Genomic DNA, 25,207 nt, shown 5'->3' with positions numbered 1-25,207 from the left:
GGTCAGATGTCGATGACGACCTTGCCCAACACCTTGCGGTCGGCCACGTACCGTAACGCCGCCGCCGTTTCGGCCAGCGGGAACCGTGCCCCGATGTATGGCCGGATCGTGCCGGCGGCGAACAGCTCCGACAGCTCCCGCAAGTCGCGGGCCGACTCGTCGGGGTGGTCGGTCGCGAAGGTCCGGATCTCCATGCCGCGCACGCAGATGTCCTTGAGCAGAATGAGGTTGAGCGGAATCGCCGGGATCGTTCCCGCGGCGTAGCCCAGGGTGACGAAGGTGCCGCCGCGCGCCAACGCACGCAGCGCGGGTTCCGCGTATGGCCCGCCGACGGGGTCGAGGACCGCCCGCGCGCTGTCGCCGGTCAACTCGCGGATGCGTGACTTGAGGTCCTCCCGGTCGTAGTCGACGGTCGCTTCGGCGCCCCGTTGCCGGCACAACTCGAGTTTCTCGCGGCTGGACGCCGCTGCCAGTACCCGCGCCTTCATGGCGACGGCCAAGTCGACGGCGGCCAGCCCGACGCCGCCCGCGGCGCCCAGCACGACGACCCAATCCCCTTCTGCCACTGCGGCCGTCGAACGCAGCGCGTGGTAGGCGGTGCGGTAGGTTACTCCGAAGGCGGCGGCCGACGCAAAGTCTACGTCGTCGGGTATCGGCACCGCCTGGCTGGCGTCCAATAGCGCCTGCTCGGCGAACGCTCCAAAGGTGGTGCCGGACACCCGCTGTCCCGGTTCGAATCGGGTGCCCTCACCGGCGGCGATCACCTCGCCGGCGATCTCGTTGCCCGGGACGAACGGTGGCGGAATCTTGATCTGGTACTTGCCGGCGATGAACAGGACATCGGGAAAGTTGACCGCCGCGGCGTGCACCCGTACCAGCAGCTGCCCGGGCCCCGGCACTGGCTCGTCGACATCCTCGAGAACCAGATCTTCCGGAGTGCCGTAGGAACGACAGACGATGGCGCGCATCAAACCCCCAGACCGCGTAGACAGAACTCCACCAGGTGTGTGATGTCCGCCGACCCGGGCCGCTCGGCAGACCCCACGTAGCGGCGCATGGTCGCCGCGGTGCAACTGAAGACGGCCTCGACGTCGCGCTCGACGTCCGTACTGCCCAGAGCCGCAACGGGTTCGACGAGCAGATCGCGCAGCGGCCGCAGCATCTCCTGATCCGTCGCTCGCCAATTCGCGCCGGCCGACATCTGCCCCGCGGCCGCCCGGCTCATGCTGATCAGGTGCGGGTCGGCCACCTGCGCGAGCGTGCCTTCGATCCAGCGGGCGACCTGGCCGCGGGGCTCTCGCTCCTTGGCCATCTGGTGCTCGAGGTAGGACACGACGATGGCGACGCCGCGCTCCATGACGGCCAGGATGAGGTCGTCCTTACCGGCGAAATAGCGGTAGAACGCCTTGTTCGACGAGCCGGCCTCGGTGACGATGTCGCTCACCCGCGGCGGTTCGGGCGCAACCCGTTCCATGACGCGGACCGCGGCGGCCAGGATCCGCTCTACCTCTTCGGTCGCCTCGCGCTGGCGCTCGTCGAGCGCCCGTTGGACGGCCGCCGTCACCCTGCCGCTCATGGCGAATCGGGCAGTGCCGGAACCCGATCGATCAGGTCGCCGTACTTGGTGCGCGCGGCCTCCCGGCGGATGTCGAGCAGTTCGCTCGGCCACTCGGCATCCTCGGCCTCGTATCCCTTGAGCAGCAGCCGGGCCAGGTTCACCTTATGGGCTTCGGTCGGTCCGTCGGCCAGGCCGAGCGCCACGCCGCCGAGCAGCACGTTGACGAGCGGCAGCTGATCGGTGGTGCCGAGCGCGCCGTGTACCTGGATCGCGCGCAAGCCAATGGATTTGAGCACCTGTGAGGCAAGGATCTTGCAGGCGCCGATCTCGGCGCGGGCCGCGTGTTCCCCGGCGGTGTCGATGAGCCAGGCCGCGTGCAGGACCGCCAGCCGGAACGGCATCAGCTCGGTGTACGAATCGGCGATGAAAGCCTGCACCAGTTGCTTATCGGCCAATGAACTTCCTTGTGTGAAACGGCTTTTCGCGCGGCGGGCCATCATCTCCACCGCCCGTTGAGCCACCCCGATCGAGCGCATCGCGTGATGCAGCCGTCCGCCGGCGAGTCGAGTCTGCAGGATCATGAAGCCCTGGCCGGGTTCGCCCAGCATCGCGTCCGCCGGCACTCGGACACCGTCGTAGTGGACCAGGGAGTGCCCGGGCTCGTGCGGCAGCGCGCCGACCAGGTGATGGGTGGCTTCGATGGTGAGGCCGTCGGTGTCGGCGGGCACCAGGAACGTCGAAGCGCCGCGATGGACCGGCACGTCCGGGTCGGTGATCGCGACGACGATGAAAAAGGATGCGACGGAGGCGTTGGAGGAGAAGTACTTTCGCCCGGTGATCACCCAGTCGTCACCGTCGCGGAAGGCGCGTGTTCGAAAGACGCGCGGATCGGCGCCGCCCTGTGGCTCCGTCATCGAGAAGCACGAGAAGATCTCCCCGGACAGCAGTCCCGCCAGATAGCGGTCCTTCTGCTCATGGGTCCCGAAGCGCGCGATGATCTCGGCGTTGCCGGTGTCGGGCGCCTGCGTGCCGAAGACGATCGGCGCCCACGGGCTGCGGCCCAGGATCTCGTTGATCAAGGTCAGCTTCACCGCGCCGAATCCCTGCCCGCCCAGCTCGGGGCCTAGATGCGGTGCCCACAGTCCGCGGTCGCGGACCTGTTGCTTGAGCGGATCGACGATGCGGCGGCGCTCGTCGCCCAGTGGCAGGAACTCGCAACCGGGGAAGAGCACCTCGAGGGGTTCCACTTCGTGGTGGACGAACTCGCGGACCCAGTCGATTTTCTCCTGAAATTCCGGTTCGGTGGAGAAGTCCCACGACATTCGAATGCTCCTACTCGTTGTGGACGGCGCTCGCCGCCCTAGGGAATTCCACCGTCGGCGCGCAGGATGGAGCCGGTGGTGAAGCTGGACGCGTCCGACGCGAGAAACAGTGCGGCGCCGACGATTTCGCTCGGGTCGCCGGCGCGCTGCAGGGCCAGGTGCCCGAACGGCTTGCCGGGGGCGGCGTCGAGGTTCCATGCCTTGCTCACATCCGTCAGGAACGGCCCGGCCATCAAGGTGTTGACCCGCACCGACGGCCCGAACGCCTTCGCCAGCGCCTCGGTCATGGCGTTGAGCCCGGCTTTGGCGGCGGCGTAGGGAATGATGTCGGGTGTCGGGCGCAACGAGCCGGCCGTGCTCACGTTGATGATCGATCCACGGCCGGCCGCCACCATCCGCTCGCCCACCAAGGCCGACAACCGGAACGGGCCCTTGAGGTTCAGGTTGACCACGGCGTCGAACAGTTTCTCCGTGACGTCGGTCAGCTTGTCGTACAGCGGTGACATTCCGGCGTTGTTGATCAGCGTGTCGACCTTCCCGAACCGGTCGTAGGTCGCCTCGACCAATCCGTCGAGCTGATCCCAACGACCGACGTGCACCTGATGCGGCAAAGCCGTGCGCCCGGTTTCGGCCTCGATGTCCTTGGCCGTCGCCACGCAGTTGTCCATGTTGCGGCTGGCGATCACCACATCGGCGCCACAGCGGGCGGCCGCGAAGGCCATCTCGCGACCCAGCCCGCGGCTGCCGCCGGTGACCAGCACGACCCGGTCGGTGAGGTCGAAAAGCCGGTCGGCGTAACCCATTTCAGCGACTCCCCGATGGCAGTGACCGCGCGAGCCTGGCGGCCGTGGCGATCAGCTGCGGGATCATCGCCCCGAAGGCGTCCTGGATCTTGGAATCCACCTTTCCGGTGCGCACTCCGGCAGCGTAAGTCTTTTCCAGCACGATGCCGAGCTTCCAGTTGGCCAGGACCAGGTAGTAGTCGATGTTTTCGGTGGACAGGCCGCTGATCGCCTCGTAGTGCGCCAGCAGGTCACTGCGCGTGGGCATGCCGGCCATGTCCAGGTAGAACCCGTCTGCCCTGGGTTCTTCGCCGTCGTAGCCCAGCAGACACCAAGCAAGATCGAGCAGTGGGTCGCCGACTGTCGTCATCTCCCAGTCCACGATCGCGGCCAGTCGCGCCGGCGCCCCGTGCGCGAACATCACGTTGGCGAACTGGTAGTCGCCGTGCATGATCCCGGGCCGGTACTGCGCGGGCCGGTTGTTGCGTAGCCAGTCGGCGGCCTCGTCGAGTCCGGGCAACTCGCGCACCTTGTGGGCGTCGAGGAAGGCCAGCCAGCGGTCGACCTGGCGCTCGTGGAACCCGTCCGGGCGGCCGAAGCCGTCGAGGCCCCGGGTCCGCCAATCCACCCGGCCCAGCTTGGCCGCGCCCTCGACGAGCTCGAAAGCCAGCCCGCGCCGGGCCGTCAAGTCGGTGTCGAACGGTGGCTGCCACCCGCCGTCCATCGGGCTCCACCCGTCGATGGCCTGCATGACGTAGAACGGCATGCCGAGCACGGTGCCGGTGTCGTCAGCGGCGATCAGCGCCGCATGCGGGACGTCGGTGCCGGACAGCGCGCGGACCAAGCGGATCTCGCGCAGCAGCCCGTCGATGCGGGCGGCGTCGGCGCGGGCGCCGGGCATCCGCAACACCATCCGCTCGCCGCCGCGGTCGAGCAGGTACAGCGCGTTCTGCGAACCGCCCTTCAGCTGCTCTACGCGCGATTCCGCACCGTTTCCCGGGGTGCCGTTGGAGTCCAGCCAGCGGGCCAGGACACCCGCATCCAGTTGGGTCTGACCTGCCGTTGCCATTCGCACACCCCACTCTCTGCGCGGAGAATGTTATTCTCCGCGCAGCGGTGCGGGTCGATCGGCTCAGGCCGGCTTGTGGGCGCTGACCAGAAACCCGGGCGCCATGAAGTGTCCTTCGCCGTCGTGCTCCAGGTGTGGCAGCGGGAAATCGGGAGAGGCGTTGCCGTAGACCTTGGCCGGGCGCAGATCGTCGACGTGCCAGACCGCCGAGACGGCGTCGCGCAGCTCGGCCTCGGCAAAGCCGCGCGGCCCGCCGTTGTCGGCGTCGCCGAGCGCGCCGGCCGCAAAGGCCAGGATGTAGAGCGATGCGCCGGGGGCGGCCGCCCGAAGGGTCGACTGCAGGTAGTCCTGACGCTTCTCCGGCGGCAGCGCGTGCAGCAGCCCGCTATCCAGGACGGTTGAGAAGCGGCCGTCATAGCCGCGGAAATTCGTGACGTCGGCCTGCGCGAAGGTCGCCGTCGTCAGGCCGCGTTCGGAGGCCGCCACCGAAGCGGCCTCGATCGCGGTCGCGCTGCTGTCCAGGCCGACGACGGTGTAGCCCCGCTCGGCCAGGGCCAGCGACAGGGCGGCGTGGCCGCACCCGGCGTCCAGCACGTCGCTTCGAATCCTGCCGTCGTCGATCAGGGCCGCCAGCTCGGGTTGCGGTCGGCCGATGCTCCACGGCGGTGGTGTTTCCTGCCGGTAGGCGGCGTCCCAATCCATGCTCGGCTCGGTCATTCGTCCTCCTCGAGATCGGCCTTGCCTCACCCCTATTTTGCGGGGGCAGGTCTGCATGCTTTGAATGAACACGTCGCGCTGAACCATAGACAGGAACAAACTCATGCAATTGCTTCTGGTCCGGCACGCGCTGCCGCTGCGCAGCGAACACGGCGAGGGCTCCGACCCGGACCTGTCGGATGAGGGATTGGCGCAGATCGAGCGACTACCCAAGGCGCTGGACAGGTTTCCGATTTCCCGGGTGGTCAGCAGCCCGCAGCGGCGTGCCATCCAGACCGCCGAGCCGGTCGCAGCGGCGCGCGAGCTGACCGTCGAAATCGATGACCGATTCGCCGAATACGACCGCGACCTTCCGCTGTACATCCCCGTCGAGCAGATCCGTGAGGAGATGCCCGAAGAGTGGGCACGCCTGGCGCAGGGGCATCTGCCCAGCGCGGTCGACGAGGATGCGTTCCTCGCCCGGGTGCGCGCGGCGGTGGACGATCTCGTCGCCTCCGCCGATCCCGAGGACACCGTCGCGGTGTTCAGCCACGGCGGGGTGATCAACGTGCTGCTACATCAGATCCTGGGCACGTCCCGGCTGTTGTCGTTTCCCGTCGACTACGCCTCGGTCACCCGGCTGCTGTTCTCGCGATCCGGTCAGGCGACGGTCGCGGGGGTCAACGGCGTCGAGCACGTGTGGGACCTGCTGCCGCGAAATCAGAGGTGGTAAACAGGTCCGGTGACTTCAGCTGACCAACTCGAGGGGCTAGACCTGGCCTCGCTGGACTCCTACCTGCGTTCGCTGGATATCGGACGTGTCGGCGAGTTGCGCGCGGATTTCATCTCCGGTGGCCGTTCCAATCTCACGTTCCGCGTCTACGACGACGCGACCAGCTGGCTGGTGCGGCGCCCGCCGCTGCACGGGCTGACCCCGTCGGCGCATGACATGGCCCGCGAGTACCGGGTCGTCGCCGCGCTGCGGGACACGCCCGTTCCGGTGGCGCGTGCAATCGCGTTGTGCCAGGACGACTCGGTGCTGGGGGCGCCCTTCCAAATCGTCGAATTCGTCGCCGGCCAGGTGGTGCGCCGCCGCGCCCAGCTGGAAGCGTTGAGCCACACCGTGATCGAAGGCTGCGTCGACTCGCTGATCCGGGTCCTCGTCGACCTGCACTCCGTCGACCCCGCGGCCGTTGGCCTGGCCGACTTCGGCAAGCCCCACGGTTACCTGGAGCGCCAGGTGCGGCGGTGGGGTTCGCAATGGGCACTGGTGCGGCTGCCCGACGACCGCCGCGACGCCGACGTCGAGCGCCTGCATTCCGGTCTGCAGGACGCCATCCCGCAGCAGAGCCGGACGTCGATCGTGCACGGCGACTACCGGATCGACAACACGATCCTGGACGCCGACGACCCGACGAAGGTGCGTGCCGTCGTCGACTGGGAGCTGTCCACCCTCGGGGACCCGCTCTCCGACGCGGCCCTGATGTGCGTGTACCGCGACCCCGCGCTCGACCTGATCGTCAACGCGCAGGCCGCCTGGACGTCACCCCTGCTGCCGACGGCCGACGAGCTGGCCGATCGCTATTCGCTGGTCGCCGGTCTGCCGCTGGCGCATTGGGAGTTCTACATGGCGCTGGCCTACTTCAAGCTCGCCATCATCGCGGCCGGGATCGATTTCCGCAGGCGGATGTCGGATCAGGCGCGTGGGGTGGACTCCGACAACATGCCGGAGGTCGTCGCGCCGCTCATTTCGCGCGGGTTGGCGGAGCTGGCCAGGCTGCCCGGTTGAGCGTGCGACCACGGCGCCCCGGGTGAGCTGACGGCTTCGAGCGTGCGCTGACGGCGTCGTGCGTGCGCTGACGGCGCGAAAACCCGCGTTTTCCCGCCCAGGACGCACAGTCAAAGCCGAGGATGCACACTCACAGCCGTGGGCGCACACGCGAAGCCCAGGACGCACACCCGAAACCCGGGGTGCACACTCGATGGACCGGCTAGTCGTTTAGCGAAGCGGCGTGGTGCTTCTTGGCGGCCCGGCGCAGTTGCAGGATGCGAGCGGTGCCTACGGCCACCGTGATCAGCCCGCCGACCACCGCGGCCAGCAAAATGGCGACCCCCAGCGGCAAGGTCCAGTGCCAGCCTAAGAACTGGAACGGCGTCGATGTCGTGTTCTGGGTGATGAAAATCAGCAACAAGATCAGGATCAGGAATCCGGCGATCAGGGACGACCACAGCGCACCGGCGCGGGTGAACCCGATGGCCGGTTCCTTGGGCGTCGCGCCGGGCCTGGGCACCGCGGCGGACTTGGCGGGCGGCTGGCCGGGCGAGGCAGGGTTGGGGCTGCTCATAGGGTCATCTTTGTCCGATCCGGCACAGAATGAAACCACGCAGCGCAACCGGCCCGATTGGTTCCAGCGCAGGACGGATTCTGACGTTACTGTCGGCGGTATGAGGATGCCGTCGCGCACGCACCGCGCGACCGTCCAAGCGGCGGTGTTGCTCACGGCGATCGGTGTTCTCGCCGCGTGTAGCAGCTCCGACCCGCTGGGTGCCGAGGTCGGCAGCCCGAAATCCATCGTGGTGGGATCCGGCGACTTCCCGGAATCACACATCATCGCCGAGATATACGCACAAGCATTGCAGGCCAACGGTTTCGAGGTCGGCCGACGGATGGGCATCGGCAGCCGGGAGACCTATATCCCCGCGCTCAAAGACCATTCCATCGACCTGGTGCCGGAGTACATCGGCAACCTGCTGCTCTACTTCGAGCCGGAGTCGCCGGCGACCGTGCTCGATGCCGTCGAGTTGGAGCTCGACCGCAAACTTCCCGGCGACCTCGCCATCCTCACCCCGTCACCCGCCGCCGACACCGACACGGTGACCGTGACCGACGGGACCGCTAATTCGTGGAAGCTGAAGACAATCGCCGACCTGGCGGCGCACTCGTCGGACGTGAGGTTCGGGGCGCCGTCCGCGTTCGCCAGCCGACCGGCCGGCCTGCCGGGGCTGCGGCAGAAATACGGCCTCGACATCAGGCCTGGTAGCTTCGTCGCGATCAACGACGGTGGCGGCGCGGTGACGGTGCGCGCTCTGGTGGAAGGAAGGGTCAACGCCGCCAACGTGTTCACCACATCCCCCGCAATCCCGCAAAACCATCTGGTGGTGCTCGAGGATCCGGAACACAATTTCATCGCCGGCAACATTGTGCCGCTGGTCAATTCGCAGAAGAAGTCGGATCGGCTCAAGCAGGTGCTGGACGCGGTGTCGGCGAAGCTGACCACCACGGGGGTGGCCGGCCTCAACGCCGCGGTGTCGGGAAACGCCGGGATCGACCCCGACCAGGCCGCGCGGAACTGGTTGCGGGACAATGGCTTCAACCATCCGGTCGGACAATGATCGTCTTCGATAACGTCAGCAAGGCATTCGCCGACGGAACCACCGCGGTGGACCAGCTCAGCCTGGTGATCCCCACCGGAAAGCTGACCGTGTTCGTCGGTTCGTCGGGCAGCGGTAAAACCACCGCCCTGCGCATGGTCAACCGCATGATCGAGCCGACTTCCGGCGCCATCACCGTGGACGGGGTGGACGTGTCCACCCTGGACCCGGTGCGGCTGCGCCTCGGAATCGGCTATGTGATGCAGCACGCCGGCCTGATGCCGCATCTGCGGGTGATCGACAACGTCGCAACGGTTCCGGTGCTGAAGGGGAAGCCCCGGCGGTTGGCCCGGGACGCCGCCTACGGGGTGCTCGAACGCGTCGGGCTGGACACCAAGCTCGCCACCCGCTATCCCGCGCAACTGTCCGGCGGTGAGCAACAACGCGTCGGCGTGGCGCGTGCACTGGCCGCCGACCCGCCCATCTTGTTGATGGACGAGCCATTCTCGGCGGTCGACCCGGTGGTGCGCCTTGACCTGCAGAACGAAATCCTGCGTCTGCAAAGCGAATTGCGCAAGACGATCGTGTTCGTCACCCACGACATTGACGAAGCGCTCAAGCTAGCCGACCAGGTAGCCGTCTTCCGGGCCGGCACGCTGCAGCAGTACGACGAACCCGCGCGCCTGCTGTCGCGGCCTGCCAACGACTTCGTCGCGAGGTTCATCGGCCTCGGCCGCGGCTATCGATGGCTGCAACTCATCGACGCGGCCGGCCTGCCGCTGCACGGTGTGCAGTGCATCCCCGCGGCCGATCTGCCCGAGACCCCTGCCGACGGTTGGGCGGTGGTGGTGGACAGCGCACACGCACCGATGGGCTGGATCGACACCAACGGCCTGCGCCGGCATCGTGCCGGCGCGTCGTTGTCGGAGAGCATGAGCGCCGTCGGCTCACTGTTTCGTCCGGGTGGGAATCTCAGCCACGCGCTGGATGCCGCGCTGTCGTCGCCGTCGGGGGTGGGCCTCGCCGTGGACGACGCCGGCAGCGTCATCGGCGGCGTGCGGGCCGGTGACGTATTTGCCGCGGCGGAAGCCCGGCGGCGGGAGTGACGCATGCACTACCTGCTCACCCACCTCGACGACGCCTGGGCCCTGACCATCGTTCATCTGCGGCTGTCGTTGGTGCCGGTGCTGATCGGATTGGCGATCGCCGTCCCGCTGGGGGCGGGGGTGCAGCGTGCGCCGGGTGCGCGTCGGCTGACGACGGCGACCGCGAGCGTCGTGTTCACCATCCCGTCGCTCGCTTTGTTCGTGGTCTTGCCGATGATCATCGGCACCCGCATCCTCGACGAGGCCAACGTCATCGTCGCGCTGTCGGCCTACACCGCCGCGCTGTTGGTGCGCGCGGTCCTCGAGGCGCTCGACGCGGTGCCGGCGCAGGTGCGTGACGCCGCCACCGCGGTCGGGTACGCGCCGCTGAGCCGCTTGCTGAAAGTTGAACTGCCGCTGTCTGTTCCGGTTCTTGTGGCCGGGTTGCGGGTGGTGGTGGTCACCAACATCGCGATGGTCTCGGTGGGCTCGGTGATCGGCATCGGCGGCCTGGGTACGTGGTTCACCGAGGGCTATCAGACCAACAAGAGCGACCAGATCCTGGCCGGCATCATCGCGCTCTTGGTGCTGGCGGTCGTCATCGACGCGCTGATCATGGTGGCGGGTCGGCTGATCACGCCGTGGGAACGCGCCGGGCGGGCGTCGCGCCGCCGGTCGGTGGTCGCTCCGATCGTGGGGGGCGCGCGATGAACTTCCTGGCGCGGGCCGTCTCGTTTCTGTTGACCGCCGAGAACTGGACCGGGCCGGTCGGGCTCGCGGCGCGCATCCTGGAGCATCTGGAGTACACAGTCGTCGCGATCGGCGCCTCGGCCCTGATCGCCGTCCCCGTCGGGCTGATCATCGGGCACACCGGCCGCGGCACGCTGCTGGTGGTGGGCGCGGTCAACGGCCTGCGCGCACTGCCGACGCTGGGCGTGCTGCTGCTCGGCACGCTGCTGTTCGGGTTGGGCATCGGTCCGCCTCTGGTCGCCCTGATGCTGCTGGGTGTGCCGGCGCTGCTGGCCGGCACCTACGCGGGCATCGCCAACGTCGAGCCGATCGTGGTCGACGCCGCCCGCGCGATGGGCATGACGGAGGCCCAGGTGCTGTGGGTGGAGACGCGCAACGCGCTGCCCCTGATCCTGGGCGGCCTGCGCAACGCGACGCTGCAGGTGGTCGCCACCGCAACCGTCGCGGCCTACGCCAGCCTCGGCGGGCTGGGCCGCTACCTCATCGACGGCATCAAGGAGCGCGAATTCCACCTCGCCCTGGTCGGCGCCTTGATGGTGGCCGCCTTGGCGCTCGCGCTCGACGGGCTGTTGGCGTGGGCAGTGTGGGTCTCGGTGCCGGGCAGCGGTCGACTGCGCCACACTTATCGGACACTTTCATCGCGCTTCGCCGGCACGATTTACGGTAGGTGAGTGAACGCAGATTCCTCTGATTCGACTCGGCGCGTGTGGCAGGCGATGCTCACTTGGCGTGCACAGGACGTATCGCGGATGGAATCGGTACGAGTCCAGGTGTCCGGCAAGAGGATCAAGGCCAACGGCCGCATCGTCGCGGCAGCCACCGAAACCAACCCGGCGTTCGGCGCGTATTACGACCTGCAGACCGACGAGACCGGCGCCACCAAGCGCCTCGGCATGACGGTCACGCTGGCCGAACGCGAACGGGTGTTGTCCATCGCCCGCGACGAAGAGAACATGTGGCTGGTCACCGACCATCAGGGTGAGCACCGCGCGGCGTACAACGGTGCACTCGACTGCGACGTGGTGTTCAGCCCGTTCTTCAACGCGTTGCCCATCCGGCGGCGCAGCCTGCACGAACAGGCGGACTCGGTGACGTTGCCGGTGGTCTATGTCAACCTGCCCGACATGTCCATCACGCCGGACATCGTGAGCTACACCAGCTCCGGCAGCCTCGAAGGCATCAAGCTGCGCTCGCCGGTCGCCGACACCGTCGTCAGTGTCGACGAAGAGGGGTTCATCGTCGACTATCCAGGCTTGGCAGAGCGGATCTGATCACCCCGCCCGCCCGGCCGGCGGCGGCCAATTCCTCGCGCCAGTTCTCGGCGCCGATGACGACATGGAAGATGTCCGAACGCGGGAAGCTGTCGTAGCGCGTGCGGGCGGCGTGGCCGGCCTCGACGAGTTCGGCCACCGTATTGTTCGCGACCAGCGACTCGCGGGCCCGGCTCAGGAGCTCGATCACGCGGTCGGCCGCCGGTATCAGCTGGTCGGTGTTGCTCTCGCACATCGCCCGTACCAGGTCGGGGGCGGTCGCCGCCACCCGCGTCCCGTCCCTAAAAGACCCGGCGGCCAGCGCGAATGCCAGCGGCACCTCCCCGGCGATGACCGCCAGGGCCTCGGCGAGCAGGTGCGGCAGGTGCGAGATGGCGGCGGCCGCGGCGTCGTGGTCGTCGGACTTGGCCGGCACCACCACCGCGCCGCAGTCCAGCGCCAGCGTCATCACCAGCGACCACACCCCGGGGTCGACGTCGTCGTCCACGCTGACCACCCACGGCGCCCTGGCGAACAGGCCGGGGTCGCCGGCGGCCCACCCCGAGTGGGCGGTGCCCGCCATCGGGTGGCCCCCGACGAAACGTTCCTGCAGACCGGCCGCGACGACCTCGTCGAGCACCGCCCGTTTGACGCTGGTGACGTCGGTCAACGGGCAGCCCGCGGCCAGTTCGCCGATGTGGGCCAGCATGCCGGCCATCGCCGGCATGGGCACCGCCAGGACGATCAGCGCCCCGGTGTCCGCGGCGCGAGTCAGCGTCGCGGTGAGATCGGTGGTGGCGTCGAACCCGTCGGCGGCGGCCATCTTTGCGCCCTCCACCGACCGGTTGTAGCCGAACACTTCCCGGCCCGCCGCCGTGGCGGCCCGCATGATCGAGCCCCCGATCAGCCCCAGACCGAGCACACAGACCGGTGTTTGAGAAAGAGGGCTAGCCACAGACCAAGGTTGGCACAATCCGGCGGCGGCGGTGCGTCCAGATGATGGCGCGTCGGGCTCCGTCTGGTCAGGCGGCCTGGTCTGCGACTACCGTAAGCGGCCATGGGAGCACAACGGGCCCCAGCCCAAGGCCTGTCGGCCGACACGCCGGACGGTTTCGGCGTGGCGGTCGTGCGCGAAGAGGGCCAGTGGCGGTGTTCTCCGATGGCGCGTAAATCCCTGATGAGCCTCAAGGCCGCCGAGACGGAGCTGCGGGAATTGCGCAGCGCCGGCGCCGTGTTCGGGCTCCTCGACGTGGATGACGAGTTCTTCGTGATCGTGCGGCCCGCGCCGTCGGGGACCCGGCTGCTGCTGTCGGACGCCACCGCCGCCCTGGACTACGACATCGCCGCCGAAGTGCTCGACAAGCTGGACGCCGACATCGACCCAGAAGACCTGGAAGATTCCGACCCGTTCGAGGAGGGCGACCTGGGGTTGCTGTCCGACATCGGGCTGCCGGAGGCGGTGCTGGGCGTCATCCTCGACGAGGCCGACCTGTACGCGGACGAGCAGCTCGGCCGCATCGCCCGGGAGATGGGCTTCGCCGACCAGCTGTCGGCCGTGATCGACCGCATCGGTCGGTGATCGCGAGCGCGGCCGTGGCGATCGCGGAGTCGGGCGCTGCGGGTCGCCACTAATGAGGCTGCCGGGCGCTGCGGGTCGCCGCCATCGGAGGCGCCGGTGATCGCTGACGAGGCCCTGATCCGCGCCGCGTTGGCGGTGGCCGCCACGGCGGGACCTCGCGACGTGCCCATCGGCGCGGTGGTCATCGACGCCGACGGAACCGAACTGGCCCGCGCGGTCAACGCCCGGGAGGCCCTCGGCGATCCCACCGCGCACGCCGAGATCTTGGCGCTGCGGGCGGCGGCCGGCGCGCTCGGCGACGGCTGGCGGCTGGAGGGCGCCACCCTGGCCGTCACCGTCGAACCCTGCACCATGTGCGCAGGCGCGTTGGTCCTGGCCCGCGTCCGCCGGCTGGTGTTCGGCGCGTGGGAACCCAAGACGGGCGCGGTCGGATCGCTGTGGGACGTGGTTCGCGATCGGCGGCTCAACCATCGGCCGGAAGTGCGCGGCGGCGTACTGGCCGAAGAGTGCGCCGCACCGCTGGAGGCCTTCTTCGCCCGCCAACGATTGGGGTAAGGGGCCGACGGTTCGGTAAGCTGCTCCGCGGTGGCGTGTCCGAGCGGCCTAAGGAGCACGCCTCGAAAGCGTGTGACGGCTAACACCGTCCGAGGGTTCAAATCCCTCCGCCACCGCCATGTGATGTCTCAAGACATCGGAATAGGTCCGAACCCTCGTTTAGGGTTCGGGCTTGTTTTTTGGGTGGCCGGTGGGGGTGCCGCGGGGTTGGTAGTCCCTGGTGGGGTCGAGGGTTAGCTGGCGGAGGGTGTCGCCGGTGGCGGCGTTGATGATTTTGATGTTGAGGTCTTGGACGAGCACCAGGACGCGGGTGCGGGCGTGGGTTCGGCCGATGCCGATGTGGTGGAGTCGGCCGGCGTGGCGCAGGGTGAGTTTTCCGAATTGGTCGATGCGGTCGGTGCGTACCCGGTTGTGGGTGTCGAGGCGTTTGCCGGGGGTGGCTTTGGGGCGGGCGCTGTAGGCGGTGGCCGGGGTGGCTCGGTGGGGTAGTTCGCGGTGTGGGCGGTGGCGGTTGTAGATCTCGACGAAGGCGTTGAGTTGGGTCTGCAGGTGGTTGAGGGTGGTGGCTCGGGGTTGGCCGGTGAGCCATTTCTTGAGGGTCTGGTGGAAGCGCTCCACTTTTCCGCAGGTGGTCGGATGGCCTGGGGTGGAGTTGATCTGGAGGACCCCGAGGTTGTGTAGTTCGTGTTCGAGGTGGTTGCGTCCGCCTTTGCCGCCGGAGAAGCGGGTGGTGAACACCATGCCGTTGTCGGTCAAGGTGGAGGCCGGAATGCCGTGGGTGGCGCAGGCTTTGCGGAATGTGGAGGCCACGATGGGGCCGGTGACGCGGCGGTGTGCGGTGACAGAGAGTGCGTAGCGGGCGTGGTCGTCGAGCCAGTTGAGGATTTCGACATGGGTGCCCTCAGCGAGCCACCAGTGGGTGAAGTCGGCTTGCCAGCGTTCGTTGGGTTGTTCGGCGGCAAAGCGTAGGTAGGAGGATTTGGGTCGCTTCTGCGGGGTGGGGGTGATCAGGCCGGCAGCGCGTAGGTGCCGGTGGATCGAGGCCACCGACACCGCCAGCGCGTGGTGGTGGTGTAGGTGCCAGGCGATGGTGTGCGGACCGTGGTCGAGCCCTTGGTCCAAGAGTTGCCCACGCAACGCCACGATCAAGTCAATGGTCGACTGCGGCAACCGTGTCGGGCTGGAGTGCGGCCGACGTGAGCGCGGGGCGAAAGCCGCCTCGCCCTCGCGGTGATAACGCGCCACCAGCCGCGAGATCCACCCTTGCGAGACCCCATACTCGCGTGAGACCTCAGATTGGCTACGACCCTCGACGATGACTGCGGTGATAACCAGGCGAGCCTTGGACACCCGCCCAACGTCGGCCCATCAACCTATTCCGATCTCATGAGACACCCTATTCGCATGTCCTGAAACCACACACCTCCGCCACCGCCAAAGACCTTCACCTGCTACGGCGGGGGAGGGCCGCTCCGCGCGTTCCATCCCCCGAATGAGCATGCCGTGCGCGGCAGACCGTCTCGACCACACCAGTGACGTAAAGTGCGGCCCGTGGCGCCGGCTGTTGGGGGTTTCGTTCGGGCCGCCGCGAGGCTTGGCGTGGTCGCGGTGCTCCTGACCGCCTCGAGTGCCTGCATCCACCACAAGCGGGATTCGACCTCGAGTCGGGCGACGCTCACGGCCGCACCGACGGAAGGCGGGGATTGCGCAGCGGATCGGCTGGCGCGCTGCGTCCCCGGGCTGGCCGACGTTCAGGACAACCCCTTCGGCGACGTCGCCGTCTACCAGCCCCGTCCCGGCTTCGGGGCCGAGCCCCCCTTTTGGGGTCGAGCGTCCACCCCCGAAGAGTGCCAACGTCTCCCGAGGTTTGGAGCGATTGACAAGCCGGAACTGGATGTCGAATACAGCCCTGCCAGAGGCGCCAATGGCCATTCCGCGAGCGGTCAATTCGCCGGAAACGGCGGAGATTTCGTTCGGATGCGGTTCGCCGTCGCGAGCGCTGGTGACGACATATCGGCTGCCATGGCCGCTTGGGTTCGTCGATGCCCCATGTGGGCGACTGCCAACTCGATGGACAGCGACGGCATCCAAGGCTGGCTGATCGGGGCATCCCGCGAAAAGCTGACGCAATATCAGTCGGGCGACACCAGCCTGCAATGGCCCTCCATCGTCAATATGGCAGCGACGCTGCTTCCCAGCGGGGTAACCGTGCAGGCGTGGTATAGCAGCCCCGATCCGTCGGCGGCCTCGCGTAACCACGTTCTGTCGCAACTGATCGGCGCGGCAGGACGACCGCGCCCGCGCTCGGCGTTGCCGCCGCTGCTTTCCGATTGGACGCAGGCCCAAGTCTCGGCGCTCCTTCCGGCGCTGCGCACGGAGGCCGGCATCGATACCGAATCCGTTGGCAACGGCCGCCTCACCGACGAGCCGGGCGGCGCGTTGTGGTCGCTCTGCCCCTCCGGTGGCCACGTCCCCGCCCCGCGCTACGACCCTCTGGCGGGCTGGCAGGACTTCGACCAGTCAAAATGGGACACGCCGGGGAAACCGCCCCGGCCCAAAGTCACGATCGGCCGGGCGCATGCCGGCGACGACTTCCTGGCCGATCTCCGGCGCGAAATCGACACGTGCACCGCGCATTTGGCAGAGAAGCCGGCAGTCTGCGGGGACCGGGAGAACCGCCAAACCCTCCAGGCGGATTCGGCTTTCGCCGAAGGCGAGGACACCGTGCGGTTAACCCACCGGTGGATGCGCGAGGTTGACGTCCGCGGACACGGCATGTGTGGTGAGGGCGTCGAGGCGCTGAGGGTCACCCAGGTACGGGGACTGATCGTCGTCAGCAGCTCGAGCGCTGGCGGGTGGCTGTTCAAGGGGGACACGCCGCCCCTGCCGCTCAGCACCCTCGACGAGCTCGTCGCCGAAACGGTTCGCAGGATCAAGGCCGTATGAGAACCGATATCCGCCGGCCCTTCACACATGCGGCAACCAGCCGGAGCCCTTCGGCGACAGCACAAAGCCACGCCCCTGTGGGTCTTTGCGTGCGGTCATCCCTGAATTGTCGACGCCGCAAATCACACCGTCGACAGTGATGGAGTGAAATGGCGGCAGCGTCTTGAGTGGATGCCCGTAAACGCGGCCGTTAGCAGCAATCGGGTCGTTGGTTTGACTGAGCCCAGATGTGGTTCCAATTGCATTCACCGTGCCTGATTCGGTGGCAGCCGGTACACCGGGAAAATTGTTACCAGTGCATTGAGCCTGGCCGGAGAAAAAGTCACACGTTCTACCGTCGGGCGTCAGGAAATATACGGTGTTGAGAGGTGTTCGGCCCGTGTTAGGGAGCCCTATTGTGTAGTCTGCGACATTGACTGGCGTGAAGCTGTTGATGTCGGGAAATGTGGGCGAGTCGGCGGCCGAGATGGGTAAGCACATGACAGCGCCCCGCAATAAATGCGAAAATTCCAGCCACACCGGCGATGACGGAGTCGCCGAAATGATCTGCACGGTGCGGGTTTGGGGCGCATATGCCTCGATCCATCTGCCCCTACACGTGGGGCAGCCAGGCGGACCCGTGCGGAGAGAGCACGAATCCGCGTCCTTGCGGGTCTTTGCACGCGGTCATCCCGGAGTCATCCACTCCGCAAATAACGCCGTTTACCGTAATGGTGTGAAACGGCGGTAAGGTCCTCGGCGATTGTCCATTCGTATCGATGCGCGTCCCCGTCGGTCGCGGTGCCAAGCCGGTACTTATGGAAATGAGTCGCGGCACTCCGCTAGATGAGGGAGCCGCCGGGGGCAAGCCCGGAAGATTGTTGCCAGTGCAGCCTGCTGATAGCGGGTTTCCGAACGCACATGCCACGCCGTCCGGGGTTAGGAATGCGACCACCTGGATCGGCGTCGGCCTGCCGGAGTTCGGATAAGTGATCGCATAGTCGGCAGGGTTAACGGGTGCGTAGCCGCTTAAATCGGGAAACGATGGCGGATCGGCTTGAGCGTTGCAAGCGCTGACCATCGCCGTGACTACGGCCGACGCGACGAATACTTTCGGGATCATGGGCAGCCTGTCATGCGAGTTCATTGTGTGTAGGTCGGCTACGGCGCCGGATTGACCTGGACCTGCTGAACATCGTACGGAACGTTTAAGTCGGTGTTCCATTGGCTGACGAAAAGGTTGACGCCGTTCAACGTTGAATTCGGCAGGATGTATCCTCCGTAGGGTTGGAAGACCGAAATGGGAGTTTGGTTCAGGTCGTTACGGGCGACGGTGACCGGACTATTGTTGAAGATGTCAGTCGGATTCCCATCAGGCCCACCCATGTAGAGCTGGACTGCTCCTGGACCGGCAGTCGCATTGAACCCTGAGAAGACCGGCTGTCCACCAATCTCGCGGAAACTAAGTTCGCCGAACCGAGTTGCCGGGCCGGTAACTGTAGTAGTGGCGATTTCCCCGGCTTTTCCCCAATCAGTCCCGGTCCACGGCTGCCAACTCTTGCGATCCCACACTTGGTCAGGATCTGCGCGGTACATGGTGACCCCTTGGCTGCGGTCGAAGGAATCAGCGGCAATGTAAACCTTGCCGTCTGAGCCCTTGTAACCGCTGACCTGACTGGGCGCGTCTCCCGCCGAGCGGTATGAGCCCCCCACCATGTTCCATCCCTTGCCCGGGTCCCCATTGATCTCCACCAGCCACGACGCTACGGGTTGAAGATTGTCCTTGGTGCCCGTCACCATCATGTATGTTTTGCCGCCCGCGGTGATAGTGCCCGCGGGCAGCGTGTCTGTGACGCCCTGCGCCTCTTTGGGGATGGGGAAGAGCTCGTTACCACTGTCTTTGGGTCCGGTCAGCGGGGCTCCGCAGTGCGGGCGTCCGTCGGCGTCGAAAGTCACCGGCACGGCGACGGAGCGGTAATGCTGCCCCTCGCCGACTTTGTTGCCAGTGAACGAATCTCCGAAGATCGCAAGGAATCTTCCGGGCTGGCCCGGCACCTCGACGACCTCCCCCAGATCCGCGGCCCCAGTACCCGGAATACCCGGAATCGCTCCGGTCCCGGCGATCGGGCCGAGATTCCTCACCGACCCGCGTAATGGCTGTTCCAACGTGTCGTCGACGTTCGGGGGTGGGTCGTACCCGTCGGTGTGCAAAGAGCCCAGCGCTTTGTGCAGGGTGTCGGAGTAGGCGTTGCGGATCGAATTCATCTGCTTCACCGCGTCGCGGACGTCGTCCACGGCGTCGGCGTGGGCAGCGTCCATGATCATGTGCAGTTTCGCTACCTCCTTCGGCTGCAGGGTGGGATCCCGCAGGTCCGCTTGCGCGGCGCCATAAAGTTCGTCGAGCCAATGCAACTGATGGTCCAAGGTCGCGATCTCAGCGGCACCCTGCTTCTGCGCGTCGGCCAGTGCGGCCGCGATGCTTTCCAAGTCAGCGCCGATCTTGGGCAATTGCTCCGATTGCGCCCCAAGGGATTTCGTCAGCCGCTGCACTTCTGCAGAGTCGTTGATCGGGTTGTCGCCGTTTTGGTGGTTCCACGACTCACCGAAGCGCTTCTGGGCTATCTGGAAGGCATGGTCGGCTTCGGCGGTGTGTCGGCCCGCGGCATAAAACGCTTCGGCCAGGCGTGAGATTTGAAACGGGCTACCCGCCTGCAGGCTCATATTGATGGCCCACGGGTCGCCCCCAGCCGAGGCGATCAGCTCTGGTTCGCTCAGATGAGTCAGAGTCATCGCCGCCCCCTTCTGCGGCTCAACGCTACTAACGCAGAAGGGGCGGTCAACCACAAATCCGGCTAGGCCCGACGGCGCCAGTCTCTAGGCCTGGCTCCCGGCAAGCTTCCGTGTCGTCAGCGCTTCGGTGTCCTGGAAGGGCCGGCCGTCGGGGCGGAGCAGGTCGTGGAACCAGACCTTCGGAATCGCGGTGTATGGGTGGTCCCACGATTCCCACGGGAAGTAGGTCTGGGTTTTCCCTGCCACCAGGCCCCAGTTGATGGCGCCGACGTTGTGGCGCTTGGCGATTGGCAGAATTCCCTCCACGGTGCTGCCCCGGGGCCTGGCCATGTACTCGGTGCACAGCATCGGCCTGCCCAGCGGGGCAAGCTCGCCGATTCGGGACTCGAAGCCGCCGGGTTCGGCATAGGAATGGAACGTGACCACGTCGGAATTGGCGAGCTGGATGTCGCTGATGGCGCTGCGCCCCTGGGGTTGTCCCCAGTCGCCGCGCCACACACCACTGGTAAGTGGCTGGCTGGGATCGACGGCGCGCGCCCACCGGAACACCTGGGGGAGCAGGTTACCGACGAGCTGTTCCTTATCGCTGCGCTCGGTGCTCCGGTACACCTTCGCCGGATTGTCGGGCTCGTTCCACAGGTCCCACCCCAGGATGCGGTCGTCGGTGCGGAACTGCGTCAACACACCGGTGACATAGTCGCGCATGACGGGCGCATAACGGGGATCGCCGAGGCGTTCGGCGCCCGGGCTTTGTACCCAGCCCGAGTTGTGCACGCCGGGCCTCGGCGCGCGCTGCCGGCCCGCCCTCGGCGCCGGATCCCAACACGAATCGAAGAAGACGAACAGCGGCTTGATGCGATGCCGCGCGGCGATGTCGACGAACTGAGCCAGCCGCGTCTGAAAACCCCGCTGATCCTGCGCCCAGAGCTGATCGTGCAGGAACACCCGGGCGGTGTTGTGTCCGTAGAACCTGGCCCAGCCGAGTTCGGCGTCGATCCGCCGGGGATCGAAAGTGTCGGGCTGAAACATCTCCAGCTGGTTGATCGCGTTCGAGGTGATGTAGTTGGACCCGACCAGGAAGCCCTGCGCCTGATACCAACGGTTGGCGCGTTCGGCGGGCCATCGGCCCGCCTCCTCCGCCGAGGCGCGTGGCACCCGGGTGAGCGCGGTGCTTGCTGCCAGCAAAAGCGGCAGCTTGAGGGCCGTTCGTCGTTGCACGATGTGACCATAAATTTTCCCGGCGATTTCCCCGGGATTTGCTCAGCGCGTCGCGCCAGCTTGACGGGCGAATTGTTATCCCCCCGTCACCTGGCGCCCGCCGGCTCGGTCCCGGCTAGCGCAACTTGCGGCCGTAATCGGTGAAGATCATGATCGCGTCAACGTGTGTCCAAGGCCGATACCGTCAGGCGCAGATTGCTTGGATGACCGGATAGCGGGGCCGGTCCGGGTGAATTAGCCCCGGCGGAGACGGCAAAGTTACTTCAAACTTTCCCCCCGAGAGCGCGATACTGAAACCGTGCCCGATCGAAACGTATTAGGCGGTCCGCTGGAACCGTGCGGCACGGAGCCACTCACCGGTTACTACCGCGACGGCTGTTGCTCGACGGGCCCGGAGGACATCGGCCGGCACACGATCTGTGCGGTCATGACCACCGAATTCCTCGAGCACCAGCGTTCCATCGGCAATGACTTGCTGACACCGGTCCCCGAATACCGGTTCCCCGGCCTGCTCCCGGGCGACCGCTGGTGCGTCACCGCGTTGAACTGGCTTCGGGCGCACCAGGATGGCTGCGCAGCGCCGGTGGTGCTGGCCTCCACGCACGAGCGCACGCTGGAGGTGGTGCCGCTTCAGACGTTGGAGGAACACAAGGTCGACGTGCCCGACGACTTGGCGAACCTGTAGGGCCACGGCGGACCGACACCCGGACGCTGGGTCATATTTCTCTTCGACGACACTTCGAAGAGAGGATAAGTCCCCATCGCCAACCCGGTCGACGCACCGACCGTCGACGAAATAACTTGCGCTGGAGCCAATCTCGCCCCCTACCAGATGGCCGGGGCCCGGGCCCGGCGCCATGATCGGAGAACGCTAGCTGACTACGACCAAGAGGTCACCGCCTTCGACCTGGGCGGTTTGCGAGACAGCGATTCTGTCCACCGTTCCGGCCTTGGGGGTGGTTACCGCAGCCTCCATCTTCATCGCCTCGATCGTCGCGATCGTCTGGCCGGCTTCGACTTCGGCGCCGACATCGACGGTCACCGTGACGACGCCGGCGAACGGGGCGCCGACATGGTCGGGGTTGTTACGGTCGGCTTTTTCGGCTGCGGGCACGTCCGAGGCGATACTACGGTCACGCACCACGATGGGACGCAACTGCCCGTTGAGGATGCACATCACGGTACGCATGCCGCGCTCGTCCGCATCCGAGATGGCTTCCAGGCCGATGAGCAGCTCCACGCCGCGCTCCAATTCGACTCGATGTTCGTCGCCTTGGCGAAGCCCGTAAAAGAACTGATTTGCGCTCAGGCGCGACGTGTCGCCGTACTGCTCACGATGATCCGCGAGCTCCTTCGTCGGCCCGGGGAACAGCAGCCGATTCAGCGCCGCCTGGCGCTCGCTGCCCGCCGCTGCCAATGCCCGTTTGTCTGCGTCCGTTAGCTGTTGTTCCGGCTTCGCCGGCTCGCGGCCTCGTAATGCCTCGGTGCGCAATGGCTCGGGCCAGCCGCCAGGCGGGTTGCCGAGATCCCCGCGAAGGAAGCCAATGACCGAGTCGGGGATGTCGTAACGCTCGGGGTCGGCGGCGAAATCTTGCGCGCTGACGCCCGCACCGACCAGTGCCAGCGCGAGGTCCCCGACGACCTTGCTCGACGGGGTCACCTTCACCAGGCGACCGAGGATGGCGTCGGCTTCGGCGTATGCGTCTTCGATGTCCTCGAAGCGGTCACCAAAACCCAACGCGATGGCCTGCTGGCGCAGGTTCGACAGCTGCCCACCCGGGATCTCGTGCCGGTACACCCGCCCTGTCGGCGCCGGCAGGCCGGACTCGAACGGCGCGTACACCTTGCGCAGCGCCTCCCAATACGGCTCTAAGGCGCAGACCTCCTCCAGCGATAGGCCTGTGTCGTATGGGGTGTGTGCCGCGGCCGCCACAATGGAAGACAACGCCGGTTGACTCGTGGTTCCTGCCAGCGGGGCCGCGGCGCCGTCCACCGCGTCGGCCCCGGCGAGCCATGCGGCCGCATAGGTGGCCAGCTGCCCTCCGGGCGTGTCGTGGGTGTGCACGTGTACTGGGAGGTCGAACCTCGACTTCAGCGCCGAAACCAGTGTCGTGGCGGCGGGCGCGCGCAATAACCCGGCCATGTCTTTGATCGCCAGCACGTGCGCACCCGTTGAGACGATCTCGTCGGCCAACTTCAAGTAATAGTCAAGCGTGTAGAGATCTTCGGCCGGATTGCTGAGATCACCGGTGTAAGACATCGCCACCTCGGCCACCGCGGTGCCTGTCTCGCGAACCGCGTCGATCGCCGGGCGCATGGAGTCGACGTTGTTCAACGCATCGAAGATCCGGAAGATGTCAATGCCGGTTGTCGTCGCTTCCTCCACGAACGCCGTCGTCACGGTCCGCGGATAGGGCGTGTAGCCAACGGTGTTACGTCCGCGCAGCAACATCTGCAAGCAGATATTGGGCATGGCCTCGCGCAAGGCCGCCAGCCGCTCCCACGGGTCCTCCTTCAGAAACCGCAGCGCGACATCGTATGTCGCTCCGCCCCAGCATTCGATCGACAACAACTGCGGGAGCATTCGTGCGATGTAGGGAGCCACCATCATCAGCCCGCTGGTGCGCACCCGCGTGGCCAGCAGGGACTGGTGCGCATCGCGAAAGGTGGTATCCGTGACGTGGACAGCGCTCGATTCGCGCAGCCATGCTGCGAATCGCTCCGGCCCGAGGTTGGCGAGAAGCTGCTTGGATCCCGCCGGCGGGTCAGTCGACAAATCGATGTCGGGTAGCTTGTCGTGCGGGTACACCGTCGAGGGACGCTCGCCGTGGGGCTTGTTGACCGTGACATCGGCCAGGTACGTGAGAATCTTGGTGCCGCGGTCGGCCGAACTGCGCGCGGTGAGCAGCTGCGGGCGCTCCTCGATGAATGATGTGGTGATGCGGCCGGCCTGAAAGTCAGGGTCGTCCAGAACCGCCTGCAGGAACGGGATATTCGTCGAGACACCGCGGATCCGGAACTCCGCGACCGCCCGTCGCGCCCGGCGCACCGCCGTGGCGAAGTCGCGGCCCCGGCAGGTGAGCTTGATCAGCATCGAGTCGAAGTGCGCACTGACGTCCGCGCCCAGCGTCGTGCCACCGTCCAACCGGATGCCCGCACCCCCCGGGGTGCGGTATGCGGTGATGCGGCCGGTGTCCGGGCGGAAGCCGTTGGCCGGGTCCTCGGTGGTGATGCGGCACTGCAACGCCGCACCGCGCGGGACGACCGAATCCTGGCTGAGGCCAATCTCTTCCAGCTTCTGGCCGCCGGCGATTCGCAGCTGGGCGGACACCAGGTCGACGTCGGTGATCTCCTCGGTGACGGTGTGCTCGACCTGGATGCGCGGATTCATTTCGATGAACACGTGCTGGCCGCGTTCGTCGAGCAGGAACTCCACCGTGCCGGCGCACGTGTAGCCGATGCTGCGGGCGAAGGTCACCGCGTCGGAACAAATGCGCTGGCGCAGTTCGGGATCCAGGTTCGGGGCCGGCGCCATCTCGATCACCTTCTGGTGTCGGCGCTGGACGCTACAGTCGCGCTCGTAGAGGTGGATGACGTTGCCGTGGTTGTCGGCCAACACCTGGACCTCGATGTGGCGCGGGTTGAGCACCGCCTGCTCGAGGAACACCGAGGCGTCACCGAACGCGGATTCGGCCTCGCGGCTCGCCGCCTCGATCGCCTCGGCCAGCGCGGCGGGGTCGGCGACCCGACGCATGCCGCGGCCGCCGCCGCCGGCGACCGCCTTGACGAACAACGGAAAAGTCAGCGACTCGGCGGCCGTCAGCAGCTCGTCCACCGACGTTGAAGGCGCCGAAGAGGCGAGCACCGGCAGGCCGGCCTCCCGGGCCGCCGCGACGGCCCGGGACTTGTTGCCCGTGAGTTCCAGTACTGCCGCGCTCGGGCCGACGAATGTGATGCCCGCCACCGCGCACGCCGCCGCCAGGTCCGGGTTCTCCGACAGGAAGCCATAGCCGGGGTAGATCGCGTCGGCGCCGCAGGCCAGCGCGGTTTCGACGATCTCGTCGACCGACAGGTAGGCACGGACGGGGTGCCCCTCCTCGCCGATCTGGTAGGACTCGTCGGCTTTCAGCCGATGCACGGAGTTGCGATCCTCGTAGGGGTAGATCGCCACGGTGGCCAGTTCCAATTCGTAGGCCGCGCGAAACGCGCGGATCGCGATCTCTCCTCGATTGGCGACCAGAACTTTCGCGAACACG

Annotated in this window: 25 protein-coding genes and 1 tRNA gene; 12 read left to right on the top strand and 14 right to left on the bottom strand. The window is 66.9% G+C overall.

The genetic code is table 11. The features are described from left to right. Positions 1–2: 2 nt before the first annotated feature. The 6 genes from A5695_RS17455 to A5695_RS17430 all read right to left on the bottom strand — a co-directional run bounded on the left by A5695_RS17455 (position 3) and on the right by A5695_RS17430 (position 5,448). Positions 3–968, bottom strand: coding sequence for an NADPH:quinone oxidoreductase family protein (locus A5695_RS17455; RefSeq protein ID WP_068084643.1), 966 nt, complete (start codon positions 966–968; stop codon positions 3–5). Beyond that, positions 968–1,576 carry a TetR/AcrR family transcriptional regulator gene (locus A5695_RS17450; protein ID WP_068084639.1) on the bottom strand — a complete coding sequence of 203 codons (609 nt, stop codon included), beginning with the start codon at positions 1,574–1,576 and terminating at the stop codon, positions 968–970. The genes A5695_RS17455 and A5695_RS17450 overlap by 1 nt, the downstream gene beginning before the upstream one ends. Then, on the bottom strand, positions 1,573–2,880 hold the full coding sequence (locus tag A5695_RS17445; RefSeq protein WP_068084637.1) for an acyl-CoA dehydrogenase family protein: 1,308 nt from the start codon (positions 2,878–2,880) through the stop codon (positions 1,573–1,575). The genes A5695_RS17450 and A5695_RS17445 overlap by 4 nt, the downstream gene beginning before the upstream one ends. Positions 2,881–2,918: 38 nt before the next feature. Continuing rightward, entirely contained in the window at positions 2,919–3,683 is a 765-nt protein-coding gene (locus tag A5695_RS17440; protein WP_068084634.1) for an SDR family NAD(P)-dependent oxidoreductase, read from the bottom strand. Between the two features lies 1 nt (position 3,684). After that, a complete protein-coding gene (locus A5695_RS17435) occupies positions 3,685–4,731 on the bottom strand; it encodes a phosphotransferase family protein (protein ID WP_068084631.1) in 1,047 nt (348 codons plus the stop codon). Between the two features lie 63 nt (positions 4,732–4,794). Next, positions 4,795–5,448: a class I SAM-dependent methyltransferase gene (locus A5695_RS17430; RefSeq protein WP_068084628.1), complete on the bottom strand. Its 654-nt coding sequence runs from the start codon at positions 5,446–5,448 to the stop codon at positions 4,795–4,797. A 103-nt stretch (positions 5,449–5,551) separates the two neighbouring features. On the opposite strand from A5695_RS17430, the gene A5695_RS17425 reads away from it, so the two are divergent. Then, positions 5,552–6,160: a histidine phosphatase family protein gene (locus A5695_RS17425; protein WP_068084625.1), complete on the top strand. Its 609-nt coding sequence runs from the start codon at positions 5,552–5,554 to the stop codon at positions 6,158–6,160. Positions 6,161–6,169: 9 nt separating this feature from the next. Next, on the top strand, positions 6,170–7,216 hold the full coding sequence (locus A5695_RS17420) for a phosphotransferase family protein (RefSeq protein WP_068084623.1): 1,047 nt from the start codon (positions 6,170–6,172) through the stop codon (positions 7,214–7,216). 202 nt (positions 7,217–7,418) lie between these two features. Here A5695_RS17420 and A5695_RS17415 read toward each other — a convergent pair whose 3' ends face one another. Then, the gene (locus A5695_RS17415) at positions 7,419–7,772 is read right to left on the bottom strand and encodes a lipopolysaccharide assembly LapA domain-containing protein (protein WP_068084621.1); all 354 of its coding nucleotides are present in this window, start codon (positions 7,770–7,772) and stop codon (positions 7,419–7,421) included. A gap of 100 nt (positions 7,773–7,872) precedes the next feature. Here A5695_RS17415 and A5695_RS17410 point away from each other — a divergent pair, with 100 nt between their 5' ends. From A5695_RS17410 to A5695_RS17390, 5 genes are read left to right on the top strand one after another with little or no spacing between them, the layout of a single operon-like run. Next, the gene (locus tag A5695_RS17410) at positions 7,873–8,820 is read left to right on the top strand and encodes an ABC transporter substrate-binding protein (protein WP_068084618.1); all 948 of its coding nucleotides are present in this window, start codon (positions 7,873–7,875) and stop codon (positions 8,818–8,820) included. Next, the gene (locus A5695_RS17405) at positions 8,817–9,905 is read left to right on the top strand and encodes an ABC transporter ATP-binding protein (RefSeq protein ID WP_068084616.1); all 1,089 of its coding nucleotides are present in this window, start codon (positions 8,817–8,819) and stop codon (positions 9,903–9,905) included. The genes A5695_RS17410 and A5695_RS17405 overlap by 4 nt, the downstream gene beginning before the upstream one ends. Positions 9,906–9,908: 3 nt before the next feature. Continuing rightward, entirely contained in the window at positions 9,909–10,595 is a 687-nt protein-coding gene (locus tag A5695_RS17400; protein WP_068084614.1) for an ABC transporter permease, read from the top strand. Beyond that, entirely contained in the window at positions 10,592–11,305 is a 714-nt protein-coding gene (locus tag A5695_RS17395) for an ABC transporter permease (protein WP_068084611.1), read from the top strand. Before A5695_RS17400 ends, A5695_RS17395 begins: the two co-directional genes overlap by 4 nt. After that, positions 11,306–11,905, top strand: a complete 600-nt coding sequence (locus tag A5695_RS17390) for a putative glycolipid-binding domain-containing protein (protein WP_156749716.1) — start codon at positions 11,306–11,308, stop codon at positions 11,903–11,905. On the opposite strand, the gene A5695_RS17385 is transcribed toward A5695_RS17390, so the two are convergent. Further along, positions 11,868–12,806 carry a prephenate dehydrogenase gene (locus A5695_RS17385; RefSeq protein WP_068084608.1) on the bottom strand — a complete coding sequence of 313 codons (939 nt, stop codon included), beginning with the start codon at positions 12,804–12,806 and terminating at the stop codon, positions 11,868–11,870. The two genes, A5695_RS17390 and A5695_RS17385, sit on opposite strands and share 38 nt — an antisense overlap. Positions 12,807–12,941: 135 nt before the next feature. Between A5695_RS17385 and A5695_RS17380 the strand changes: the two genes are divergently transcribed. The 3 genes from A5695_RS17380 (at position 12,942) to A5695_RS17370 (ending at position 14,137) form a co-directional block, all read left to right on the top strand. Then, positions 12,942–13,463: a tRNA adenosine deaminase-associated protein gene (locus A5695_RS17380; RefSeq protein ID WP_067748783.1), complete on the top strand. Its 522-nt coding sequence runs from the start codon at positions 12,942–12,944 to the stop codon at positions 13,461–13,463. 96 nt (positions 13,464–13,559) lie between these two features. Continuing rightward, positions 13,560–14,018: a nucleoside deaminase gene (locus A5695_RS17375; RefSeq protein ID WP_068084605.1), complete on the top strand. Its 459-nt coding sequence runs from the start codon at positions 13,560–13,562 to the stop codon at positions 14,016–14,018. A gap of 29 nt (positions 14,019–14,047) precedes the next feature. Beyond that, a tRNA-Ser gene (locus A5695_RS17370) sits at positions 14,048–14,137 on the top strand. 40 nt (positions 14,138–14,177) lie between these two features. Here the strand turns inward: A5695_RS17370 and A5695_RS17365 are convergent. Further along, positions 14,178–15,368, bottom strand: a complete 1,191-nt coding sequence (locus tag A5695_RS17365; protein ID WP_068084602.1) for an integrase core domain-containing protein — start codon at positions 15,366–15,368, stop codon at positions 14,178–14,180. Positions 15,369–15,617: 249 nt separating this feature from the next. Between A5695_RS17365 and A5695_RS17360 the strand changes: the two genes are divergently transcribed. Continuing rightward, positions 15,618–16,964, top strand: a complete 1,347-nt coding sequence (locus A5695_RS17360; protein WP_231974882.1) for a hypothetical protein — start codon at positions 15,618–15,620, stop codon at positions 16,962–16,964. A gap of 21 nt (positions 16,965–16,985) precedes the next feature. On the opposite strand, the gene A5695_RS28690 is transcribed toward A5695_RS17360, so the two are convergent. The 4 genes from A5695_RS28690 to A5695_RS17350 form a co-directional block, all read right to left on the bottom strand. Then, positions 16,986–17,516 (bottom strand): hypothetical protein, encoded by a 531-nt coding sequence (locus tag A5695_RS28690; protein ID WP_156749715.1) that lies wholly within the window; start codon positions 17,514–17,516, stop codon positions 16,986–16,988. Positions 17,517–17,556: 40 nt separating this feature from the next. Beyond that, positions 17,557–18,024: a hypothetical protein gene (locus tag A5695_RS30335; RefSeq protein WP_369830205.1), complete on the bottom strand. Its 468-nt coding sequence runs from the start codon at positions 18,022–18,024 to the stop codon at positions 17,557–17,559. Between the two features lie 80 nt (positions 18,025–18,104). Continuing rightward, positions 18,105–19,733, bottom strand: coding sequence for a DUF4185 domain-containing protein (locus A5695_RS17355; protein ID WP_068084594.1), 1,629 nt, complete (start codon positions 19,731–19,733; stop codon positions 18,105–18,107). Positions 19,734–19,817: 84 nt separating this feature from the next. After that, on the bottom strand, positions 19,818–20,951 hold the full coding sequence (locus A5695_RS17350) for a 1,4-beta-xylanase (protein ID WP_068084591.1): 1,134 nt from the start codon (positions 20,949–20,951) through the stop codon (positions 19,818–19,820). A gap of 298 nt (positions 20,952–21,249) precedes the next feature. Between A5695_RS17350 and A5695_RS17345 the strand changes: the two genes are divergently transcribed. After that, a complete protein-coding gene (locus A5695_RS17345; protein WP_068084588.1) occupies positions 21,250–21,636 on the top strand; it encodes a DUF2237 family protein in 387 nt (128 codons plus the stop codon). 186 nt (positions 21,637–21,822) lie between these two features. Here the strand turns inward: A5695_RS17345 and A5695_RS17340 are convergent, their stop codons facing one another. Then, positions 21,823–25,206: a pyruvate carboxylase gene (locus tag A5695_RS17340; RefSeq protein ID WP_068084585.1), complete on the bottom strand. Its 3,384-nt coding sequence runs from the start codon at positions 25,204–25,206 to the stop codon at positions 21,823–21,825. Position 25,207: the final 1 nt, after the last annotated feature.

The sequence above is a fragment of the Mycobacterium sp. E1747 genome, from assembly GCF_001667775.1.
Classification (GTDB): domain Bacteria; phylum Actinomycetota; class Actinomycetes; order Mycobacteriales; family Mycobacteriaceae; genus Mycobacterium.
The sequence above is the reverse complement of the archived record's forward strand: the minus strand, read 5'-3'. Positions and strand labels throughout refer to the sequence as shown.

Coding starts and splice junctions, on each gene's coding strand:
- A5695_RS17455 (WP_068084643.1), bottom strand. CDS start 968: ATGCGCGCCATCGTCTGTCGTTCCTACGGCACTCCGGAAGATCTGGTT.
- A5695_RS17450 (WP_068084639.1), bottom strand. CDS start 1,576: ATGAGCGGCAGGGTGACGGCGGCCGTCCAACGGGCGCTCGACGAGCGC.
- A5695_RS17445 (WP_068084637.1), bottom strand. CDS start 2,880: ATGTCGTGGGACTTCTCCACCGAACCGGAATTTCAGGAGAAAATCGAC.
- A5695_RS17440 (WP_068084634.1), bottom strand. CDS start 3,683: ATGGGTTACGCCGACCGGCTTTTCGACCTCACCGACCGGGTCGTGCTG.
- A5695_RS17435 (WP_068084631.1), bottom strand. CDS start 4,731: ATGGCAACGGCAGGTCAGACCCAACTGGATGCGGGTGTCCTGGCCCGC.
- A5695_RS17430 (WP_068084628.1), bottom strand. CDS start 5,448: ATGACCGAGCCGAGCATGGATTGGGACGCCGCCTACCGGCAGGAAACA.
- A5695_RS17425 (WP_068084625.1), top strand. CDS start 5,552: ATGCAATTGCTTCTGGTCCGGCACGCGCTGCCGCTGCGCAGCGAACAC.
- A5695_RS17415 (WP_068084621.1), bottom strand. CDS start 7,772: ATGAGCAGCCCCAACCCTGCCTCGCCCGGCCAGCCGCCCGCCAAGTCC.
- A5695_RS17410 (WP_068084618.1), top strand. CDS start 7,873: ATGAGGATGCCGTCGCGCACGCACCGCGCGACCGTCCAAGCGGCGGTG.
- A5695_RS17405 (WP_068084616.1), top strand. CDS start 8,817: ATGATCGTCTTCGATAACGTCAGCAAGGCATTCGCCGACGGAACCACC.
- A5695_RS17400 (WP_068084614.1), top strand. CDS start 9,909: ATGCACTACCTGCTCACCCACCTCGACGACGCCTGGGCCCTGACCATC.
- A5695_RS17395 (WP_068084611.1), top strand. CDS start 10,592: ATGAACTTCCTGGCGCGGGCCGTCTCGTTTCTGTTGACCGCCGAGAAC.
- A5695_RS17380 (WP_067748783.1), top strand. CDS start 12,942: ATGGGAGCACAACGGGCCCCAGCCCAAGGCCTGTCGGCCGACACGCCG.
- A5695_RS30335 (WP_369830205.1), bottom strand. CDS start 18,024: ATGGTCAGCGCTTGCAACGCTCAAGCCGATCCGCCATCGTTTCCCGAT.
- A5695_RS17355 (WP_068084594.1), bottom strand. CDS start 19,733: ATGACTCTGACTCATCTGAGCGAACCAGAGCTGATCGCCTCGGCTGGG.